Origin of the sequence: Streptomyces sp. NBC_01352, assembly GCF_036237295.1 — a bacterium.
Lineage (GTDB): Bacteria > Actinomycetota > Actinomycetes > Streptomycetales > Streptomycetaceae > Streptomyces > Streptomyces plumbiresistens.
In genome coordinates this window covers 8,090,008-8,107,870 of sequence record NZ_CP108354.1, presented here as the reverse complement: position 1 = coordinate 8,107,870, position 17,863 = coordinate 8,090,008, and the positions used below count along the sequence as shown (strand labels likewise).

Below are 17,863 nucleotides of genomic sequence, written 5' to 3'. Positions count from 1 at the left end.
CCCGGCTGGTCATCAGATCGAAACCTGCGGGGTCTGTTGTGGTGCGGCATGTCCGGGTCAGAATCTACGCGCGTTGTTGACCTTTCCCCGAGGAGTACCAGACATGCCGTTGAACCGTCGGAAGTTCCTGAAGAAGTCCGCTGTGACCGGTGCGGGTGTCGCGCTGGCGAGTTCGGTGGCGGCTCCGGCGGCGCAGGCTGCGGAGGCGAAGAAGGGCTCCAGGCCTGTGAAGCGGTACTCGCTGACGGTGATGGGCACGACGGACCTGCATGGTCACATCTTCAACTGGGACTACTTCAAGGACGCGGAGTACACCGACGCGAAGGGCAACGCGCAGGGTCTGGCCCGGGTGTCGACGCTGGTGAACCAGGTCCGCAAGGAGAAGGGCCGTGGCAACACGCTGCTGCTGGACGCGGGTGACACGATCCAGGGCACTCCGCTGACGTACTACTACGCGAAGGTCGACCCGATCACCGCGGAGGGTGGTCCGGTGCACCCGATGGCGGCGGCGATGAACGCGATCGGGTATGACGCGGTGGCGCTCGGCAACCACGAGTTCAACTACGGCATCGAGACGCTGCGCAAGTTCGAGGAGCAGTGCGATTTTCCGCTGCTGGGTGCGAACGCGCTGGACGCGAAGACGCTGAAGCCGGCTTTTCCGCCGTTCTTCATGAAGACGTTCCGGGTGAAGGGCGCGCCGCCGGTGAAGGTGGCGGTGCTGGGGCTGACGAACCCGGGTATCGCGATCTGGGACAAGGCGTATGTGCAGGGGAGGTTGACGTTCCCGGGGCTTGAGGAGCAGGCGGCGAAGTGGGTGCCGAAGCTGCGGTCGATGGGTGCGGACGTGGTGGTCGTGTCGGCGCACTCGGGTTCGTCGGGTACGTCGTCGTACGGTGACCAGTTGCCGTACGTCGAGAACTCGGCGGCGCTGGTGGCGCAGCAGGTGCCGGGGATCGACGCGATTCTGGTCGGGCACGCGCATGTGGAGATTCCGGAGCTGCTGGTCACGAACGAGAAGACCGGTAAGACGGTGGTGCTGTCGGAGCCGTTGGCGTACGCGGAGCGGTTGTCTTTGTTCGACTTCGAGCTGGTTTTCGCGAAGGGTCGTTGGGCGGTCGAGTCGGTGTCGGCGTCGGTGCTGAACTCGAACGCGGTGGCCGACGATCCGAAGATCACGAAGTTGCTGAAGGACGACCACGATGTCGTGGTGGAGTACGTGAACCAGGTGGTCGGTACGGCCACGGAGCCGCTGACGACGGTGGACGCGCGGTACAGGGACGCGCCGATCATCGACCTGATCACGAAGGTGCAGGAGGACGTCGTCAAGGCGGCGCTGGCGGGTACGGAGTACGCGTCGGTGCCGGTGATCGCGCAGGCGTCGCCGTTCTCGCGTACGTCGGAGATTCCGGCCGGTGATGTGACGATCCGGGATCTGTCGAGTCTGTATGTGTACGACAACACGCTGGTCGCGAAGTTGATGACGGGTGCGCAGCTCAAGGCGTACCTGGAGTACTCGGCGCAGTACTTCGTGCAGACGGCGGCGGACGCGGCGGTCGATGTGGAGAAGTTGACGAACGCCGGTGGTCGTCCGGACTACAACTACGACTATGTGTCGGGTCTGACGTACGAGATCGACATCGCTCAGGCGGCGGGTTCGCGGATCAGGAACGTGTCGTACAACGGTGCGGCGCTGGATGACGCGCAGCAGTTCGTGCTGGCGGTGAACAACTACCGTGCCAATGGCGGTGGTGCGTTCCCGCATGTGGCGTCGGCGACGGAGGTGTGGGCGGAGTCGACGGAGATCCGGACGCGGATCGCGGAGTGGGTGACGGCGAAGGGTGTGCTGGATCCGAAGGACTTCGCGTCGGTGGACTGGAAGCTGACGCGGGGCGGTACGCCGGTCTTCTAGGGCTGCGGGGCTGCGGGACTGTGTGTCCGAGGGGCGGTGGGAGGGTTTTCTCCCGCCGCCCTTTGTCGTTCTACCGGGCTTCGATCAGGGGGGTGAGGGTCTGTGGTTGTCGGGCCGGGGGGATGTGGGGTCGGTTTTCCAGGCCGAAGGTGGTGAAGGCGGTGCGGGTCGGGAGTGGGTAGGGCTCTTTTCCGGTCAGGGAGTTGAGGATGGTGGCGCTGCGCCAGGCGGCGAGGCCGAGGTCGGGGGTGCCGTTGCCGTGGGTGTGGCGTTCGGCGTTCTGTACGTAGGCGGTGCCGGTGACGGAGGGGTCGAGGACGAGGCGGAACTGTTCGTCGACGCGGGGGCGTTCGCGGCTGTCGCGGCGCAGGTAGGGGTCGAGGCCGGCGAGGATGCGGTCGAGGGGGCGTTCGCGGTAGCCGGTGGCGAGGACGACGGCGTCGGTGGTGAGGCGGGTGCGGGTGTTCTGCTGGATGTGTTCGAGGTGGAGTTCGATTTTGGTGGTGGCGATGCGGCCGGCGGTGCGGACGCGGACGCCGGGGGTGAGGACGGCGTCGGGCCAGCCGCCGTGCAGGGTGCGGCGGTAGAGCTCGTCGTGGATGGCGGCGATGGTGTCGGTGTCGATGCCTTTGTGGAGCTGCCATTGGGTGGTGACGAGGCGGTCGCGGACGCTTTCGGTGAGGGCGTGGAAGTAGCGGGTGTAGTCGGGGGTGAAGTGTTCGAGGCCGAGTTTGGAGTACTCCATGGGGGCGAAGGCTTCGGTGCGGCCGAGCCAGTGGAGTTTCTCGTGGCCTGCGGGGCGGGCCCGGAGCAGGTCGAGGAAGATTTCGGCGCCGGACTGTCCTGAGCCGATGACGGTGACGTGGTCGGCGGCGCGGATCGTGTCGCGGTGGGTGAGGTAGTCGGCGGCGTGGATGACGGGTACGGCGGGGGCGTCGACGAGGGGTTTCAAGGGGTCGGGGACGTACGGCTCGGTGCCGACGCCGAGGACGATGTTGCGTGTGTAGGTCCGTCCTAGGGCTTCGGCTTCGCCGTCGGTGTCGAGTTGGGTGTGGTCGACTTCGAAGAGGTCGCGTTCGGGGTTCCAGCGGACGGCGTCGATCTGGTGGCCGAAGCGGAGTCCGGGGAGGTTCTCCGAGACCCAGCGGCAGTAGGCGTCGTATTCGGCGCGTTGGATGTGGAAGCGCTCGGCGAAGTAGAAGGGGAAGAGTCTCTCGCGGGTCTTGAGGTAGTTGAGGAAGCTCCAGGGGCTGGTGGGGTCGGCGAGGGTGACGAGGTCGGCGAGGAAGGGGACTTGGATGGTGGCGCCTTCGATGAGGAGGCCGGGGTGCCAGTCGAAGGTGGGCCGTTGGTCGTAGAAGACGGTGTCGAGTTCGGTGAGGGGGTGGGCGAGGGCGGCGAGGGAGAGGTTGAAGGGGCCGATGCCGATGCCGACGAGGTCGCGGGGTGCGTCGGGCTCGTGGTGTGGGGGGTGGGGCGTCCGGCTCATCGGGGTGTGGTTCCTTCCACGAGTTCTTCGACGGGTTCGTCGAGGAGTTCCTCGACGAGTTGCAGGAGCCCGGCCAGGTCGGCGGGCCGGGTGTGGGGGTTGAGGAGGGTGGCCTTAAGCCAGAGGCGGCCGTCGAGGCGGGCGCGGCCGAGGACGGCTCGGCCGCGGGTGAGGAGGTGTCGGCGTACGGCGGCGACGGTGTCGTCGGTGGCTCCTGCGGGGCGGAACAGGACGGTGCTGATGGTGGGCCGGTCGTGGAGTTCGAAGGCGGGGTGGTTGTCGACGAGGGCGGCGAAGGTGCGGGCGTGGTCGCAGACCTGGTCGACGAGGGCGCCGAGGCCGGTGCGGCCGAGGGTCTTGAGAGTGACGGCGATCTTGAGGGCGTCGGCGCGGCGGCTGGTGCGCGGGGAGCGGCCGAGGAGGTCGGGCAGGCCGGCTTCGGTGTCGTCGTCGGCGTTGAGGTAGTCGGCGTGTTGGTGGAGTGCGGCGAGGTCGTGGGGGTGTTTGACGGCGAGGAGGCCTGCGGCGATGGGCTGCCAGCCGAGTTTGTGCAGGTCGAGGGTGATGGTGTGGGCGGCGTCGAGGCCGGCGAGTTTGGTGCGGTGGCGGTCGCTGAAGAGGAGGCCTGAGCCGTAGGCGGCGTCGATGTGCAGGCGGGCGTGGTGGGCGTGGCACAGGGCGGCGATGTCGGGGAGGGGGTCGATGAGTCCGGCGTCGGTGGTGCCTGCGGTGGCGGCTACGACGACGGGTCCGGGGAGGGTGCTGAGGGCGTCGGCGAGGGCGGCGGGGTCGAGGGTGCCGGCGGGGGCGGGGACGACGACGGGGTCGGGCAGGCCGAGCAGCCAGGCGGCGCGGGGCAGGGAGTGGTGGGCGTTGGCGCCGTGGAGGAGGCGGATGCCGGGGCCGTGGGTTTCGCGGGCGAGGAGGAGGGCGAGTTGGTTGGATTCGGTGCCGCCGGTGGTGATGAGGGCGTCGGCGGCGCCGGCCTCTTGGGCGAGGGCCTGTGTGACCAGTGCTTCGAGTTCGGATGCGGCCGGTGCTTGGTCCCAGGAGTCGAGGGACGGGTTGAGGGCGCTGGCGGCGAGGTCGGCGGCGGTGGCGACGGCGAGGGGTGGGCAGTGGAGGTGGGCTGCGCAGTGGGGGTGGGCGGGGTCGGCGGCGCCTTCGGCGAGTGCGTGGACGAGGCGGCGTAGGGCGTCGGGGTCGCCCTGGTCCGGCAGTACGTTTCCCACGGCGTCGCGTACGCGTGCGGCGACGGCGTGCGGGCCGCCGGCGGGGAGGGGGCCGCGGCGGGCGTGGGTGCCGTCGCGCAGGGCGTCGAGCACGGTGTCGAGCAGGGGCCGTAGGGCGTCGGGGCCTTGGGGGCCCGAGGCGAGGCTCGGTGTGCTCATGGGTGGTCCTCCGGGCGCTGGGCAGAGGGAGTTCCAGCTTGTACGCGAATGCGTGATCGTGCCCGAAAAGCCCAACGAACAGAACCCGAAAGAAGGTACGTCCGTGCGGGGAGAACGTGTCGGGGCACGGCCGATCCGTTGGAGTCGGCCGTGCCCCGGGGGTGGTGCGGTCTAGGCCTCGCGTACCCGCAAGGCGCGTGCCAGGTCGTCGAGTTGGTCGGCCAGCTTGCGGCGCAGTGCCGGGATCGGTGCGTCGTCGCTCAGGCATGCCTCGCCGAGGCGGAGGGTCTCGGTGTCGACGGCGTGGGCCGGGAAGGCCCAGCGGCCGGCGGCTTCGGCGATGGCGGGGCCGCGGCGGGCGGCGAGGGTGCCGACGTCCTGGAAGTAGCGGGGGACGTACTGCCGTACGAGGTCGGCCTGTTCGGGTTGCCAGAAGCCTTGGGCGGTGGCGGTGAAGAGGTAGTTGGAGAGGGTGTCGTCGGTGAACATCGCCTCCCAGGCCTGTTGCTTGGCTGCTTCGTCGGGCAGGGCGGCGCGGCAGCGGGCGGCGCCTTCGCGGCCGGTGGCGCTGGGGTCGCGCTCGAGTTCGGCGGCGATGGCGGTCTCGTCGGTGGCGCCGAGGACGGCGAGGCGGCCCAGGACGCGCCAGCGCAGTTCGGGGTCGAGTTCGGGGCCGCCGGGTGCGGTGCCGTCGGCGAGCCAGGCGGCGATGGTGTCGGGGTGGGCGGCGACGTCGATGAAGTGGCGTACGGCGATGAGGCGCAGGCCGGGGTGGTCGCCGTCCTCGGTGCGGCGGATGAGGTCGCGGCACAGGGCGGTGAGGGAGGCGAGTGCGGCGGGCCGCTGGTCGGGGTTGAGGTAGCGGTCGGTGACCTGGGCGGCGGCGAAGGCGAGGACGCCTTGCACGATGGCGAGGTCGGTCTCCTGCGGGAGGTGGGTGCGGGCGGCTTCCAGGTAGGCGCCGGGGGCCAGTTCGCCGTCGCGTACGGAGTCGCGCAGGGCGTTCCACACGACGGCGCGGGTGAGGGGGTCGGGCAGGCCGGAGAGGCCGGATTGGACGCTCTGGAAGGACTGGGTGTCGAAGCGGATCTTGGCGTAGGTGAGGTCGCCGTCGTTGAGGAGGAGCAGTGCGGGGCGTTTGCCGATGGGGTGGGGGGTGGTGTGGGGGAGGTCGAGGTCGAGGCGTTCGCGCAGGACGAGGTGGCGGCCTTCGTCGGCGACGTCCTGGTCGTAGAGGCCGACGGCGATGCGGTGGGGGCGGCTGCCGGTGCGGTCGACGGTGAGGGTGCAGGTGCCGTCGTCGCCGGGGGTGATGCGGGGGGTGAGGGTGTCGACGCCGGTGGTGCGCAGCCAGGTGTCGGCCCAGGCGTGGACGTCGCGGTCGGTGCCGGCGGCGAGGGAGTCGATGAAGTCGGCGAGGGTGGCGTTGGCGAACCTGTGGCGGGCGAAGTGGGTGTTGATGCCGGTGAGGAAGTCCTTCTCTCCGAGCCAGGCGACGAGTTGCCGCAGGGCGGAGGCGCCCTTGGCGTAGGAGATGCCGTCGAAGTTGAGCAGGGCGGAGGCGGTGTCGTCGACGGCCTCCGGGGCGACGGGGTGGGTGGAGGGGCGCTGGTCGGCTTCGTAGCCCCAGGCTTTGCGGCTGACGCCGAAGTCGGTCCAGGTGTCTGCGAAGCGGGTGGCTTCGGTGAGGGTCTGGTAGCCCATGTACTCGGCGAAGGACTCGTTGAGCCAGATGTCGTCCCACCATCGGAGGGTGACGAGGTCGCCGAACCACATGTGGGCCATCTCGTGGGCGATGACCATGGCGCGGGTCTGGCGTTCGGTGTCGGTGACGGCGGAGCGGTAGACGAAGTCGTCGCGGAAGGTGACGAGGCCGGGGTTCTCCATGGCGCCGGCGTTGAACTCGGGGACGAACGCCTGGTCGTAGGAGTCGAAGGGGTAGGGCTCCTCGAACTTCTCGTGGTAGCGGTCGTAGCACTGCTTGGTGATCTCGAAGAGCTCGTCGGCGTCCGCGTCCAGGTGGGGGGCGAGGGAGCGGCGGCAGTGGATGCCGAAGGGCAGGCCGCGGTGTTCGGTGCGTACGGAGTGCCAGGGGCCGGCGGCGACGGCGACGAGGTAGGTGGAGATCAGGGGGGTGGGGGCGGCCTGCCAGCGGCCCTCGCCGAGGTGTTCGGTGATGCTGTTGGCGAGGACGGTCCAGTCTTCGGGGGCCTTGAGGGACAGGTCGAAGACGGACTTGAGGTCCGGCTGGTCGAAGGCGGCGAAGACGCGTTGGACGTCGTCCATGAACAGCTGGGTGTACAGGTAGGTTTCGCCGTCGGTGGGGTCGGTGAAGCGGTGCATGCCCTCGCCGGTGCGGGAGTAGCGCATGGCGGCGTCGACGCGCAGTTCGTGTTCGCCGGGGGTGAGGTTCTTCAGGGCGAGCCGGTTCTCGTCCAGGGTTTCCGGGTCGAGGGGGTGTCCGTCGAGGGTGACGGAGCGCAGTTGGGCCGGCTTGACCTCGACGAAGGTGTCCGTGGCGTCCTGGTCCGCGCGGACGGTGAACCTGATGACGGTGCGGGAGTCGAACGTGTCGTCCCCGGTGGTCAGGTCGAGGTCGATCGTGTAGCGGTGGACGTCGAGGAGCTTGGCACGGGTCTGCGCTTCGTCGCGCGTCAGTACGGACATGCAGGACATGCTGCCTGATGGCGCTGACCTGGCACAGGGGCGGATCGGTACGCGCCCTATGTCCGGTCCTGTTCGAGTTCCCCCGTGTGCGCCCCCTGGCCGCGTTGGGTGGGGACGCGGGCGTCCGGGTGGGGCAGGGCGGGGCGTGGGGGGTGTTCGCCGGCTTCGGTGTGGTCCTTGACGAGGGCGCGGAGTTCGCGGACCTCGTGTTGGAGGGCGAGGTGGCGTTGGTGGGTGTCGAAGAGGTAGCGGACCTTGGTGCGCAGGGCCCAGGGGTCGATGGGTTTCATGACGAGGTCGGCGACGCCGAGGCCGAAGGCGGTGGAGCTCAGTTCGAGGTCGGCGCCGAAGCCGGTGAGGAGGACGACGGGTATGTGCTGGGTCTGTTCGACGCGGCGCATGTAGCGCACCACGTCGAGGCCGCTGACGCCGGGCATGCGTACGTCGAGGAGGAGGAGACCGACCTGGCCGCGCAGTACCTGTTTGAGGGCCTCGTCTCCGCTGGTGGCGCGGCCCAGCCGGTAGCCCAGCGGGGCGAGGGCGCTCTCCAGGGCGTACAGCGTGTCCTCGTGGTCGTCGACGATGAGGATCCTGGCATCCGACGGCATGGCCCGACGTCCCTCCCTCGTGGACAGACCAGCCTACGACCGCGCACTGACGCGGAGTGCTCGTCGGCTGACAAGGAGTGCACAGCGCAGCATGCCCCTCGCGGGGCCCCGTGTCACGCCCCTGGGGGCATCGGGGGAGGTCAATTCGCCAGGTGTGCGGTTGCGTTGACGGCGTCCTCGGCGATGCGCTCGTGGTGCCTGATCACTTCGGCGATGATGAAATTCAGGAACTTCTCAGCGAAGGCCGGGTCGAGTTTGGCGTTCTCGGCGAGGGTGCGCAGGCGTTCGATCTGCCGGGACTCGCGGGCCGCGTCGGCGGGCGGCAGCTGGTGTCTGGCCTTGAGGTGGCCGACCTGCTGGGTGCACTTGAAGCGTTCGGCGAGCATGTGGACGACGGCCGCGTCGATGTTGTCGATGCTGTCGCGGAGCCGGGCGAGTTCCTCGCGGACGGCGGGGTCGACGTCGCCGGTTCCGTTGTTGCTGGTGGTCATGGGCGTCCACATTACGGGGCGGGCGCGCGCTCGATCATGGGTGGATCGTCCGGATCCGGTACCTGGTTGCTCCAGCCGCCGGGAACGACGCGGCTCTCCTGGGCGCGGAAGCGGACGGGGGCCATGCCGACGCGGCGGGTGAACAGGCGGGAGAAGTAGGCGGGGTCGTCGTAGCCGACGCGGCGGGCGACGGCGGCGACGGGCAGTTCGGTGGCGGCGAGGAGTTCCTTGGCGCGGCCGAGGCGGATGCCGAGGAGGTAGTCCTTGGGGCTGCAGCCGGCGCCGCGGCGGACGGCGGTGCGCAGTTCGGCGGTGGTCATGCCGTGCCGGGCGGCGTGGTCGGCGACCGACAGGGGTTTGAAGGCGTCGCGGGCGAGGGCCTTGAGGACCGGGTCGCCGTCGGGGGCGAGGTCGGCGCGGGCGCGGCGCAGGGCGACGAGGAGTTCGTGGACGGCGGCGCCGGTCTCCACTTCCAGGAGGGGGTTGTCGCGGCGGGCGGCGCGGGCGATGCGGGTGATGACGGCGCGTGGGCCGGTGGCGTCGGACAGGGGGACGACGGGGCGGTCGGGTTCGATGTAGCCGAGTTCGGTGTAGGTGGCGGTGGCGGGGCCGGTGAAGCCGACGAAGCCCTCGTCCCAGCCGGCGGCGGGGTCGGGCGCGTAGTGGTGGGGGATGCCGGGGGTGAGCCACAGGAGGGCGGGCGCGGTGACGGTGGTGCGGCGGCCGTCGGGTGCCTGGTACCAGCCGTTGCCGGTGCTGATGACGACGGCGACGTGGCTGTCGAGGGTGCGGGGGCCGACGGTGGGCAGCGCGCCGTACTGGAGGCCGACGCCGAGGCAGACGAGGCCGAGCCGGTGGTGGGCGGGGCCGGGCGTGAAGAACCGCATCCAGGTGTGGTACATCGGCGGTCCTCCGACGGTCGTACTTGTGTCCAAGCAGCGCCGATCTTTGTCCATGGACGTGATCCACGCCAGGGGTGAGGGTGGGGCGTATGAGCGAGTTCACGGTGGGGGACGCGGATTTCCTGCTGGACGGGCGGCCGGTGCGGCTGCTGTCCGGTGCGCTGCACTACTTCCGGGTGCATGAGGCGCAGTGGGGGCACCGGCTGGCGATGCTGCGGGCGATGGGCCTCAACTGCGTGGAGACGTATGTGCCGTGGAACCTGCACGAGCCGCGGCCGGGCGAGTTCCGGGACGTGGAGGCGCTGGGCCGGTTCCTGGACGCGGCCCACCGGGAGGGTCTGTGGGCAATCGTGCGGCCGGGTCCGTACATCTGTGCCGAGTGGGAGAACGGCGGGCTGCCGCACTGGCTGACGGGGCACCCGCGCACGCGTGACGAGCGTTTTCTGCGACCTGTGGAGGACTGGTTCCGTCGGCTGCTGCCGGAGGTGGTGTCCCGGCAGGCCGACCGGGGCGGCCCGGTGATCATGGTGCAGGTGGAGAACGAGTACGGCAGCTTCGGCTCGGACGCCGAGTATCTGGGCCGGCTCGCGGATCTGCTGCGGTCCGAGGGCGTGACGGTGCCGCTGTGCACGTCGGACGGCCCGGAGGACCACATGCTCGGCGGCGGTTCGGTCCCCGGGGTGCTCGCCACGGTGAACTTCGGCTCCCACGCGCGCGGGGCGTTCGCGTCGCTGCGCCGGCATCGCGGCGACGGGCCGCTGATGTGCATGGAGTTCTGGTGCGGCTGGTTCGACCACTGGGGCGGTGAGCATGTCGTGCGGGATCCCGCGGAGGCGGCGGCGACGCTGCGGGAGATCCTGGAGTGCGGGGCCTCGGTCAATCTGTACATGGCGCACGGCGGCACCAGTTTCGCGGGCTGGGCGGGCGCCAACCGGGGTGGCGGCTGGATGCACGACGGGCCGCTTCAGCCGGACGTGACCTCGTACGACTACGACGCGCCCGTCGACGAGTACGGCCGGCCCACGGAGAAGTTCTGGCGTCTGCGCGAGGTGTTCGCCGAGTACGCCGACGGGCCGCTGCCTGAAGTCCCGCCCGCGCCCGCGCCGTTGGGTGAGCCGGCTGAGGTGCGGCTGGACGGCTGGGCGTCCCTGTCCGCCGTACTCGAGGCGCGCGGGGGCCCGGAGGGCACGTATCCCGTGCCGCCGACCTTCGAGGAGCTGGACGTCGACCGGGGTGTGGTGCGCTACGAGGTGACGGTGCCGGGGCCGCGGCAGCCCTACCCGCTGACCGCGCGTGGGCTGCGGGACCTGGCGGTGGTGTACGTCGACGGGGAGCGGGCCGGGGTGCTCACCGAGGACGAGGACCGGCTCAAGGAGCCCGTCGCGGGGCACGCGCGCGTGCAGCTGTGGGTGGAGTCCCTGGGGAGGGTCAACTACGGTCCGCTGACGGGCGAGCCCAAGGGCATCACCGGAGGCCTGCTGCACGAGCGCCAGTATCTGCACGGCGTACGCGCGCGCGGGCTGCGCCTGGACGCCCTGGACGACATCGAGGGCCTCGCCTTCCGGGCCCTCCCCGGCGACGCCTCCCCCGGTCTGTACCGGGCCGGCGTCACGGTCCGCGGCGCCGGGGACGCCTGCCTGGACCTGCCGGGCTGGACCCGTGGCTTCGTGTGGATCAACGGCTTCAACCTGGGCCGTTACTGGTCCGCGGGGCCGCAGCGGTCACTGTACGTACCCGGGCCGGTGCTGCGGGAAGGGACCAACGAGGTATGGGTGCTGGAGTTGGATCAGGCGTCGGTGACGCCGCCCGTCCTGCGGCCCGTACCGGCGAATCCGGCCGGGGAAAATCCACCCGCGTCGCCGTAGAGTGGAACCGGGTTCACGGCCTCTTGGGGGTACGGGCGTGGCGAACGACGGACCGGTCGAGCACGGCTATCCGCATCTGGAGACGGTGCGGGCCGCCGTCACCGCGTTGTACAAGCGGTTGTCGTACGACACCGTCCAGATGTTCGGGACCAGCGTGGTCCCCGCCGACGTGGCGTTCTGCGACACCGACGACCTGTATCTGGGGGCGCAGCGGGTGGCGCGTGAGCTGGTGCGGCACTACCGGCTGCCGGATGCCCGGATGGTCGTCAGCTTCCGGGAGATGAAGCAGGCGGCGAACGTCGAACTCACCGCCGGGCCCGAGTACTTCGTCGAGCTGAACGACCGTTTCCGCACCCACCGCCGGGACATCGGCGCGGCCCTCGCCCACGAGGTGATGCACGTCTATCTGCACCGCCTGGACCTGAGCTTCCCCGGCACCCGGGAGAACGAGATCCTCACCGACACCGCGGCGACCTACCTGGGGGCGGGCTGGTTGCTCCTCGACGCGTACCGGGAGGACGCGGCGTCCTCCCAGAAGCTCGGCTATCTCACCCCGGAGGAGTTCGGTTACGTCCTCGCCAAGCGGGCCCTGGTCTTCGGCGAGGACCCGTCGGTGTGGTTCACCAGCCCGCAGGCCTACACGGCGTACGTCAAGGGCATGACCCGGGCCCGCCAGGACGAGCAGCAGCCCCCGCTGACGGCGGCCGGCTGGGCGGGGCGGCGCCGCTACGCCCGCGACCGGCGGCACGCGCCCGGGACGGGACCGGGACCGGGCGTCCCGTACGCCTTCTCCCCCGACAGCGGCGGCCGCCTGCGGGTCTCCTTCCCCTGCCCGACCTGCCACCAGCGGATCCGGGTGCCGGTGCGGGGCAGGATGCGGGCGCGGTGTTCGCTGTGCCGGACGGTGCTGGAGTGCGACACGTAGCCGACATGGTGCCGGAGTGCGACACGTAGCCGACGGAGTTCCTACTCCGTGCGCAGCGCCGTCGCCGTCCGGGCCCTCGCCGCCCACCCCGCCGGAAGCAGCGCGCCCAGCAGGGCGATGGTGAGGCCGGCCAGCCCCAGGAGCACCAGCCGCGGAGTGCCGTACACGTCGAGGACCGACGGCGGCAGGTCGGTGCCCGCCGCGTCCCCCATCACCGGCAGCACATAGGCGTGCAGCGCGAATCCGGCCGGGACGCCGACCAGTCCCCCGAGTACGCCGATCCCGGCCACCGAGGCGAGGACGAGGCCCACGGTCTGGCGGGGCGACATGCCGAGCGCCTTGCACACGCCGAGGTCGTGGACGCGCTCGCGGGTGTCGAGGACGACGGAGTTGAGCACGCCGAGTCCGGCCACGGAGACCAGCATGAGGGTGAGCAGCGCGGCCATCGCCTGCACGACGAGGAGCAGGCCGTCCTGCTCCGAGGGGGAGTTGGCGTGTGCGTCGCCGCCCAAGGGCTGGATCTCGGCGGCGAGTTCCCGGGCGTACTCGGTGGCCAAGACGCCCGGCTTCACCTCGACGAGGAGCACGCCGGTTTCGGCCGCCGGGAAGTCGGCGAGGTTCGCGTGGATCTCCAGTTCGTCGTCCGAGGTGTCGAAGGCCTCGCCGACGATGCGCAGGGTCTGCGTGCGCCCCTGATGGGTCACCCGTACGGTGTCGCCTAGCTCGGTGCCGGTCTTCTCCAGGAAGCGCGAGGGCACGACGACCTGCCCCCGGCCGGTGATCCAGTGCCCGGAGATCATCTCGTAGGCGCCGGAGCGGGAGTCGCCCTCGTAGAGGCTTGCCCGGGCGGTGCCGGAGACCCCGCCCACGGTGACGTCCGCCTGGGTCTTGCCGTAGTACGAGGCCGTGCCGGCCTGCGCCTCGACGGCGGCACGCACGCGTGCCGGGTCGGCGGCGGCCGGGGGCTCGGCCGTGCCCGCCGCGGGGGCGGGCCCGCGTGTGACGGTCGGTCCGCCGGTGCCGGTGAAGACGGTGACCGCCGCGCGGTTCTCGGGGTCCCCCGCCTCGGCGACCGCGGTCAGGGACGAGGTCAGGCCCAGCGCGAAGGTCGCCGCGACCGTCCCGAAGGCCACCGCCAGCAGCATCGCGGCCGTGCGGACGGGGTGGGCGAAGGGCGCGGCGAGGCCGTAGGTCACCGCGCGGGGCAGCGGCAGCCGGCCCGCCGCCCGGTGCGCCCACTGGCCGCGTCCGGTGCGGGGCGCGCGGCCGACCGCGATGGCCTCGACGGTGCGCAGCCGTCCGGCCCGCAGTGCGGGGACCAGCGCCGCGATCCCCACGACGAGCAGCGCGGCGACCACCACGACGACGTCCACCCACCAGGCCACCGTCAGCGAAGCAGTGCCGTACACCTGCTCGGTGTCGTTCAGCAGCGGTACGGCCAGCAGGTTTCCGAGGACGACGCCCAGGGCGATGCCCGCGCCCGCCGGGATGAGCGCCTGGGCGACGTAGGCGCGCACGACCTCGCGCGGGGTGAAGCCGATGGCCTTGAGGATGCCGATCCTGCGCAGGCTGGTGCCGACCGCGCCGCTGACCACACTGCCGACGATGATCAGCGACATGGCGATGCCGAGCACGCCGAACGCGATGAGGAACGGGATGGTGACCGCCGCGCTCGTGTCGGCGGCGCGCTTGGTGTCCAGGTAGGACTGGGTGCCCAGGAGCGCCCCTTGCGGTACGGCGGCGGTGAGTTTCTTGCGGGCGGCGGCGATCTGGCCGCCTGTGTCCGCGGAGTCGAGGCGGTAGAGCATCTGGCTGGTGACCGGGGTGTCCTTCGAGGCGAGGGCCGTGACCTGGGCGGGGGTTGCCCAGGCGTCGGCGGACCTGCCGGCCGAGACGGCGATGCCGACGACCGTCAGGGTGGGGGCGTCGGCCGCGTCCGAGGACCTCAGTGTCGAGCCGGGCTGGAAGGCGGGGCCCGCGACCTGCGTGGTGAGCACGATCTCGCCCGGCTTCTCCGCCCACCGGCCCAAGGAGAGCTCCAGGTCGTCCACGTCGGCGTGCGGGGCGGTCCGCCCGGCCAGGGTGATGGGCCGCAGGTGGCCGCCGCCGCCGTCCACCGGGCGGATCGACGTGACGGGGTACGGTCCCGCGGTCGCGGTGACGCCGTCCACGCGGCCGGTCGCCTCGAGCTGGGCCGTGCTCGCCTTCGCCGGGTCGTACTCCGCGGTGAGGTGCGCCCCGTTCTGCCGGGCGAAGGCCTTGTCGAAGGGCGCGTCCGCGGCGACCATCAGCGAACCGGCGACCACGGCCGAGGCCACGGCCATCATCACGGCCACCGCGATCACCACGGTCTGCACCCGCCGCCGGCCCACCCCGGAGCGGACGACCCGGCCGAGCGCGCCGGTGCCGAAGCCGCTCATCGGACGGCCTCCACCGTGGTGTCGAGGGCGAGATGACCGTCCACCAGATGGATCGAGCGGCTCGCGCAGGCCTCGGCCAGCGCGAGGTCGTGGGTGACCAGCACGATGGTCTGGCCGCCGCGGTGCAGCTCGACCAGCAGGTCCCGTACGTCCTGGCCCGACGCGGTGTCGAGGGCTCCGGTCGGCTCGTCGGCCAGCAGCAGCGCGGGCCGGTTGACCAGGGCGCGGGCGACCGCGACCCGCTGGCGTTCGCCGCCGGAGAGCCGGCCGGGGTAGGCGCGGGCGTGCTTCTGGATGCCGAGCAGCTCCATGAGCTCGCCGGCGCGCGCCGCGGCCTGGCGTCGCGCGGTGCCGGTCAGCTGGGCGGGGAGCTGGATGTTGTCGGCGACGGTGAGGTCGTCGAGCAGGTTGAAGAACTGGAAGACCATGCCGATCCGTTCGCGGCGGAAGCGGGCCAGCGCGTGCTCGCTCAGCCGGTCGATGCGCCGCCCGTCGACGGTCACCGTGCCCTCGGTCGGCCGGTCCAGGCCGGCGACGAGGTTCAGCAGCGTGGACTTGCCGCTGCCCGAGGGTCCCGTGACGGCGAGGGCCTCTCCCTGGGCGACGGCGAGGTCGAGCGGTCCGAGGGCGGGCGCGCCGGCGCTGTCGTAGCGCTTGGCCACGCCCGCCAGTTGGATCACGTGGGTCGTGGTGGTCGGGGAAGTCATGGGAGTGGTCCGTCCTTACGGTCGCTCGTGCCCGGTCGGATACCGGCGAAGTCCGGGTCGCTGCGGAGGGGTCCCGGCGAAGGTGTTCCGGTCCCGGCGAACGTAGGGGCGGGCGCTCCTCGGGCGCGTCGGCCGGGGCACCGACATGCGGCCCTCCCCGCGGAGGACCCGGCCGCGGGGTCATCCCTGCGAAGTACGCCTGCGGGACGGTCTCTTGGTCGTCCTGGCCGTCCTGGTCGTCAAGGCGGACGCAGCCCGGGCGCATCGGCCACACAATGAGCCGATGGAGACGGAGGAGCGGCCCGGATGGCGCCGGCAGCTGCGGGAGGCGCTGCGGCCGGAGGCGAAGGGGCCCCCGCTGTCCCGGCGGGCGGTGCGCGTGGACGTGGTGCTGGCGGTCGTCCTGACGCTGGTCGCGCTGGTGGTGGCGGCGCGGTATCCCAGCGACGGGCCGGTGTTCGTCGTGCCGAGGGACGAGTACGGGGTGCCTGTCCCGCCCTACCCCCCGACGCCGGGTGCGCGGATCGTGCCGGACCAGACCTCCGGGCCGCCCTGGCCCCTCGTGCTGCTGTCGGCGCTGCCGCTCGCGGCCCGGCGCCGGTATCCGCTGGCCGTGTTCGGGGTGGTGCTGGCCGCGGCGCTGGGCATCGGGGACCGGGCCGGCTGGATCACTGTGCTGACCTGTGTCATCGGCGCCTACAGCGCGGTGAAGCACAGCCGGTACCGGACGCTGGCGCCGGTCGTGCTGGTCGTCGCCGCGGTGCCGGCCGGCCTGGCGTTCCGGCGGACGGATCCCGTGCTGCCGGGGTGGTCGAGTCCCGTGGTCGTCCTGCTGGCCGCCGGAGTGCTGGCCGGGACCGTCCGCTACTGGCGGCGGCGGCTCGCGGCCGGCCGGGACCGGTTCGCGCAGTTGCAGCAGGAGCAGGAGGAGAGCATGCGCCGGGCCGTCGAGGAGGAACGTGCGCGGATCGCGGCCGAGTTGCACGATGTCGTGACCCACAATGTGAGCGTGATGGTCATCCAGGCGGGGGCGGCCCGCAAGGTGATGGACGCGGCCCCCGAGCGGTCGAAGGCGGCGCTGCTGGCGGTGGAGGCCGGAGGCAGGGCCGCGATGGCCGAACTGCGCCATGTGATGGGCCTGCTGGCGGCGGCCACGGACCCCGGCCGCGCCGACAGTCCGGCCGACGGCCTGGAGCCGCAGCCCGGCCTCGGACAGCTCGACGCGCTGATCGAGCGGGTGCGGGCCGCCGGGACGCCGGTCGGTGTGGCGGTGTCGCTGCCGCCCCAGCCGCTGCCAACCGGGGTGGACCTGGCGGCGTACCGCGTGGTGCAGGAGGCGCTGACCAACACGATCAAGCACGCACCCGGCGCCGACGCCTGCGTGACGATCGGCTACGCCGAGCACTGGCTGGAGATCGAGGTCACCGACACCGGCGCCGTCCGCGACTCCGCGCCCGCGGACGGCAACGGCCGCGGGCTGATCGGCCTGCGCGAGCGCCTCGCGGTCTACGGCGGCGAGCTGACGGCCGGCCCGACCCCCACCGGCGGCTACCGCATCACCGCCCGAATCCCCTGGCGGACCCCATGAACCGGCCACCCGCGCTACGCGCGGTCATCGCCGACGACCACACCCTCCTACGGACCGGCTTCCAGCTGATCGGACTGCGCAACGGCCTCGCCGCCCACGGCGGCGAACCGACGACCGGCCCGACCCCCACCGGCGGCTACCGCATCACCGCCCGAATCCCCTGGCGGACCCCATGAACCGGCCACCCGCGCTACGCGCAGTCATCGCCGACGACCAGGCCCTCGTACGGACCGGCTTCGGGATGATCCTGGCCGCGGACGGCATCGAGGTCACGGCCGAGGCGGCCGACGGGGCGGAGGCGGTCGACGCGGTCCGGCGCACCCGGCCCGACGTGGTCCTCATGGACATCCGGATGCCGCGGATGGACGGCATCGAGGCCACCCGGCGGATCCTCGCCGACAGCGACCCGGCCGCCCTCCGTGTCATCATCCTGACCACCTACGACCTCGACCACTACGTCTACGCCGCGCTCACGGCCGGGGCCAGCGGCTTCCTGCTCAAGGACGTCACCCCCGAGCATCTGGTGGCCGCCGTACGGCTCGTGCAGTCGGGTGACGCCCTGCTCGCGCCCGCCATCACCCGCCGCCTCATCGAGCGCTTCGCCCACCGCGAGGAGGCACGTCCGGCCGCCCTGCACCGCGACCTGTCCGGCCTCACTCCGCGCGAACTGGAGGTGCTGCGGCTGCTCGCGACGGGCCTGAGCAACGCCGAGCTCGCCGACCGGCTGTTCCTCAGCCCCACCACGGTCAAGACCCACATCGGCCGCATCCTGTCGAAACTGGACCTCCGCGACCGTGTGCAGGCCGTGGTCCTCGCGTATGAGTCGGGGCTGGTGGCGCCGGGGGATCCGGCGGGGGACGGCTAAAGACGGGTGAATAGGGGTGAATACGGCTGGACACGG

General features: G+C 71.6%; 14 protein-coding genes. 6 read left to right on the top strand and 8 right to left on the bottom strand.

What is annotated here, in order from left to right; all coding sequences use genetic code 11:
- Positions 1–103: 103 nt before the first annotated feature.
- Complete coding sequence (locus tag OG252_RS37310; protein ID WP_266441210.1) at positions 104–1,909, top strand: bifunctional metallophosphatase/5'-nucleotidase; 1,806 nt, start codon at positions 104–106, stop codon at positions 1,907–1,909.
- Between the two features lie 70 nt (positions 1,910–1,979).
- Here OG252_RS37310 and OG252_RS37305 read toward each other — a convergent pair whose 3' ends face one another.
- From OG252_RS37305 to OG252_RS37280, 6 genes are all read right to left on the bottom strand, one after another.
- Positions 1,980–3,398 carry a lysine N(6)-hydroxylase/L-ornithine N(5)-oxygenase family protein gene (locus tag OG252_RS37305; RefSeq protein ID WP_329341735.1) on the bottom strand — a complete coding sequence of 473 codons (1,419 nt, stop codon included), beginning with the start codon at positions 3,396–3,398 and terminating at the stop codon, positions 1,980–1,982.
- Complete coding sequence (locus tag OG252_RS37300; protein WP_329341732.1) at positions 3,395–4,789, bottom strand: pyridoxal phosphate-dependent decarboxylase family protein; 1,395 nt, start codon at positions 4,787–4,789, stop codon at positions 3,395–3,397. The genes OG252_RS37305 and OG252_RS37300 overlap by 4 nt, the downstream gene beginning before the upstream one ends.
- Before the next feature lie 171 nt (positions 4,790–4,960).
- The gene (pepN, locus tag OG252_RS37295; protein WP_329341730.1) at positions 4,961–7,456 is read right to left on the bottom strand and encodes an aminopeptidase N; all 2,496 of its coding nucleotides are present in this window, start codon (positions 7,454–7,456) and stop codon (positions 4,961–4,963) included.
- Positions 7,457–7,512: 56 nt separating this feature from the next.
- The gene (locus tag OG252_RS37290; RefSeq protein ID WP_266441200.1) at positions 7,513–8,064 is read right to left on the bottom strand and encodes a response regulator; all 552 of its coding nucleotides are present in this window, start codon (positions 8,062–8,064) and stop codon (positions 7,513–7,515) included.
- A gap of 140 nt (positions 8,065–8,204) precedes the next feature.
- Positions 8,205–8,555: a chorismate mutase gene (locus OG252_RS37285; RefSeq protein ID WP_266441197.1), complete on the bottom strand. Its 351-nt coding sequence runs from the start codon at positions 8,553–8,555 to the stop codon at positions 8,205–8,207.
- 11 nt (positions 8,556–8,566) lie between these two features.
- On the bottom strand, positions 8,567–9,457 hold the full coding sequence (locus OG252_RS37280; RefSeq protein WP_266441194.1) for a helix-turn-helix domain-containing protein: 891 nt from the start codon (positions 9,455–9,457) through the stop codon (positions 8,567–8,569).
- 89 nt (positions 9,458–9,546) lie between these two features.
- Here OG252_RS37280 and OG252_RS37275 point away from each other — a divergent pair, with 89 nt between their 5' ends.
- Together OG252_RS37275 and OG252_RS37270 are read left to right on the top strand one after the other, a co-directional pair.
- Complete coding sequence (locus OG252_RS37275; RefSeq protein ID WP_266441191.1) at positions 9,547–11,322, top strand: glycoside hydrolase family 35 protein; 1,776 nt, start codon at positions 9,547–9,549, stop codon at positions 11,320–11,322.
- Positions 11,323–11,359: 37 nt separating this feature from the next.
- Complete coding sequence (locus OG252_RS37270; RefSeq protein ID WP_266441189.1) at positions 11,360–12,247, top strand: hypothetical protein; 888 nt, start codon at positions 11,360–11,362, stop codon at positions 12,245–12,247.
- A gap of 41 nt (positions 12,248–12,288) precedes the next feature.
- On the opposite strand, the gene OG252_RS37265 is transcribed toward OG252_RS37270, so the two are convergent.
- Entirely contained in the window at positions 12,289–14,667 is a 2,379-nt protein-coding gene (locus tag OG252_RS37265; protein ID WP_266441187.1) for an ABC transporter permease, read from the bottom strand.
- Entirely contained in the window at positions 14,664–15,374 is a 711-nt protein-coding gene (locus OG252_RS37260; RefSeq protein WP_266441183.1) for an ABC transporter ATP-binding protein, read from the bottom strand. Before OG252_RS37260 ends, OG252_RS37265 begins: the two co-directional genes overlap by 4 nt.
- A gap of 283 nt (positions 15,375–15,657) precedes the next feature.
- On the opposite strand from OG252_RS37260, the gene OG252_RS37255 reads away from it, so the two are divergent.
- Genes OG252_RS37255 through OG252_RS37245 form a run of 3 tightly spaced genes read left to right on the top strand, consistent with a single transcriptional unit; the run spans position 15,658 to position 17,827 of the window.
- Complete coding sequence (locus OG252_RS37255) at positions 15,658–16,962, top strand: sensor histidine kinase (RefSeq protein ID WP_329341723.1); 1,305 nt, start codon at positions 15,658–15,660, stop codon at positions 16,960–16,962.
- On the top strand, positions 16,959–17,138 hold the full coding sequence (locus OG252_RS37250) for a hypothetical protein (RefSeq protein ID WP_266441177.1): 180 nt from the start codon (positions 16,959–16,961) through the stop codon (positions 17,136–17,138). The genes OG252_RS37255 and OG252_RS37250 overlap by 4 nt, the downstream gene beginning before the upstream one ends.
- On the top strand, positions 17,135–17,827 hold the full coding sequence (locus OG252_RS37245) for a response regulator (protein WP_266441174.1): 693 nt from the start codon (positions 17,135–17,137) through the stop codon (positions 17,825–17,827). Before OG252_RS37250 ends, OG252_RS37245 begins: the two co-directional genes overlap by 4 nt.
- Positions 17,828–17,863: the final 36 nt, after the last annotated feature.